The sequence below is a fragment of the Halanaerobium sp. genome (assembly GCF_003070835.1).
The window spans coordinates 1-3263 of record NZ_QBLR01000357.1; the positions used below are offsets into that span (position 1 = coordinate 1).

Consider the following 3263-nt stretch of genomic DNA (forward strand, 5'->3'; position numbering starts at 1 on the left):
CATGTGTACTGCTATAATATAAATACAAACAGTTGTTTAGTACAGATGTTTATATTAAATAGGAGGGGTTAGTTATGAATGTTATAAATGCTTATTCATTAAATTATCAGGGAGCTAAAACAGCAAAGAAAAAGAGAAAATCAATTTTAAAGAAGATTTTGACTGCTGCAGCAGCCGTATTATTACTTAGTGTTTTGTTTATTGCAATTTTTTCACTAATTGGTTCTGGAGAAAACAGCAGTAATTTTATCAGACATGAAATTGAAACTGGAGAATCTCTCTGGTCAATAGCCGCTCATTACTATGAATCGAAAAATGTTGACTTGAGAAAGATGATTTATAAAATTAAAAAGATTAATGATATAGATTCTGCTGTAATTAATCCCGGGAGAGAATTGATAATTCCAATAGAATAAATTATGAAAATAACATATATAGTCTGGAACGAAAATGATTGTAATTCAGGGGAAATCGCTGTTTTGCAGTCATTTTTTTGTTATAATTATTTTCATATAATATACTATTTAATAAAGAAAGGCTGATAAAAAATGAAAAAAACAATTATTTACACTAGAGTTAGCACTCAAAAAGAAAGTCAGAGCACAAGTCTAAAAAGGCAGAAAGAAGAACTTTTAAGTTATGCTTTAGAAAATGAATTGAAAGTAATTAAAACTATTGAAGAAAAAGAAAGCGGCTTTAATGAGAGTAGGCCGGGGATTATTGAGGTTTTAAACTTAATCAAAAAAAGGAAAATAGATATTTTATTAGTACAGGACAGCAGCCGACTGGGACGCGGTAATGCCAAGATGGCCTTAATCCATCAGGTCGAAAAAATGGGAGCAGAAATACATACTCTGGCTGATAAAGGTGCAATTGCTTTAAATGATTTAGAGAAGATGATTTTAGAAATACTGGCAGTTGTGGAAAATTATCAGCAGGAACTCAGGAATCAGAATATCAGCCGGGCAATGAAAAATAAGATTGCAGAAGGTGAATTTAACCCTGCTAATAATCTAAAAAATATTGATCAGGGTGGACGGGACCGCAAGGAAGTTCCTCTAAAGGAAATTATCCGGTTAAGAAAATTAGACTTAACATTTAAAGATATAGCAGCAACTCTGCGCGGTCTGGGCTATGATGTTTCAAAATCAACAGTCCACCGGCGTTATCAGGAATATAAAAAGAAGAATGAAATAATTTTGTAAAATATTTTACCTTTTATTTCTGAGTAAAATGATATATTTAATAAAGAGAAAGAATATCAAATGAATTTCAAGTAATTATTATAAATAATAACAAAATATTTCACTGAGGTGATATAAGATGAATAAGAATTTAAACCCTAATAAGATCGCCGTCATTGGAGCTGGTGGAGTTGGAGCAACAACTGCTTATGCTCTGATGGTTCAGGGAGTGGGCTCAGAAATTGTTTTAATCGATGTTAATAAAGATAAGGCTGAAGGAGAAGCAATGGATTTAAGACATGGAGCTTCTTTTGTCAATCCGGTTGATATTTATGCTGGTGATTATCAGGACCTGGCAGATGCAAAGTTAATTATTATAACTGCTGGAGCTGCCCAGAAGCCCGGGGAAACAAGGCTCGATCTTATCAAAAAAAATACAGGAATCTTCAAAAATATAGTTTCTTCAATTACTGAATACAATCAGGATGGAATACTTCTAGTTGTTACAAACCCGGTAGATATTCTGACTCATTTGACCTATAAACTCTCAGGTTTTCCAGCAAATAGAGTTATGGGTTCGGGAACAGTGCTGGATAGTTCCCGTTTTAGATCATTACTCAGTAAAAACTGTGGAGTTGCTGCCAGTAATGTTCACGGTTATATTATTGGAGAACATGGTGATAGTGAGGTTCCGGTCTGGAGTTTAACCAACATTGCTGGAACAAAAATAGAAAACTACTGTCCGATCTGTAATAAAGACTGTCAGGATAAGGAAAACAGTCTTGAAGATATAAGTTATCAGGTTAAAAACGCTGCTTATGAGATAATTGAGAAAAAAGGTGCTACATTTTATGCAGTAGCTTTAGCAGTATCGAGAATTGCAAGAGCTATCTTGAGAGATGAAAATGCAGTATTAACAGTTTCATCATTGATGGAAGGATATTATGGAGTTGAAGACATAAGTTTAAGTCTGCCAACTTTAATTAATTCTAATGGAATTGAAAGAGTTTTAGAACTACCACTGGCCGAAAATGAAGAAAAAGCATTTAAAGAATCTGCTGAACATTTAAAAGAGAACTTTGAAAAATTAGAAGTTTAATATCGGTACCGGGTACCTGGAAAAATTTCTCAAGTACCCGGTACTTTTATTTTTTTATATCCCAATATCTTAAGTAAACTTAAGATATGAGATATAAAAGAAAGAATTTATGATAATTGATTTCAGCCAATATTTAATAGAATAATTTACTCTGATAATAAAACTTCGTAAAATAATAATTTTACGAAGTTTTTACTTAAAAAAAGAGATTTCCGCTAAAATGAGCTAAAATCAGCAATTTTTATCTATAATGAGCACTTTTCCTAAAGCCTCATAAATTAAAAAGCTGATCAAATCCCCATTCCAGCGAAAACTTTTTGCTTCTAGAGCCTCTGCTTTTTGGAGACTCTACTTAATTTAAAATATATGTTTTATTTATTCTATTATTCTTCTTTATAAACTGAGACAACTTCTCCATAATAAAATGTGTGCATATCTTTATCTGGATAGTTTTTTTCTAATATATTCTGATCCAAATTTTCTTTCAGCATATCCTGCTGATATTTAATCTTACAGATAAAATGAAGATCATTTCCCTTGATAATCGGAACTTCAGATTCTTCGACCTCTGCCAGCTCTAAATTTAATTCTTCAATTTTATCATAATCTCTGCCTGACTTAGTTCCACAAAACTGCAGCTCTTTTTTTAACTGGCCATTTAATGGTACACTGACTGTAAAATAATCGCTATCTTCTATAAGCTGATGTGTGTGGCGTGATTTTCTGACTGGAGCCATTAAAATATTTTGATTCCAAATAAAACCTGCAGTTCCCCAGCCCATTGTCATTGTGTTTACTTCACCGTCATTTTTAGTTGTTAAAAATACTCCTTGGGGCAGAATCTCATTATAATCATTTAATACCTGATTAAAATCTACTTTTTTCATTTTTATTCACCTCTGCTTAAATATTATAATAAGGAATTACGGCTGCCACATCAAAACCATCCGGAATGGCGAACATGTCCATTATTTTTTTCC

4 protein-coding genes are annotated in these 3263 nt (G+C 32.4%); 3 read left to right on the plus strand and 1 reads right to left on the minus strand.

Going from position 1 to position 3263, the window contains the following annotated elements:
• Positions 1-74: 74 nt before the first annotated feature.
• From CI949_RS18925 to CI949_RS18935, 3 genes are all read left to right on the plus strand, one after another.
• A complete protein-coding gene (locus CI949_RS18925; protein WP_290769291.1) occupies positions 75-416 on the plus strand; it encodes a LysM peptidoglycan-binding domain-containing protein in 342 nt (113 codons plus the stop codon).
• Positions 417-548: 132 nt separating this feature from the next.
• The gene (locus tag CI949_RS18930; protein ID WP_290769294.1) at positions 549-1205 is read left to right on the plus strand and encodes a recombinase family protein; all 657 of its coding nucleotides are present in this window, start codon (positions 549-551) and stop codon (positions 1203-1205) included.
• Positions 1206-1323: 118 nt separating this feature from the next.
• Positions 1324-2283, plus strand: a complete 960-nt coding sequence (locus CI949_RS18935) for an L-lactate dehydrogenase (protein ID WP_290769296.1) — start codon at positions 1324-1326, stop codon at positions 2281-2283.
• Between the two features lie 383 nt (positions 2284-2666).
• Here the strand turns inward: CI949_RS18935 and CI949_RS18940 are convergent, their stop codons facing one another.
• Complete coding sequence (locus CI949_RS18940; protein WP_290769298.1) at positions 2667-3170, minus strand: flavin reductase family protein; 504 nt, start codon at positions 3168-3170, stop codon at positions 2667-2669.
• Between the last annotated feature and the right edge of the window lie 93 nt (positions 3171-3263).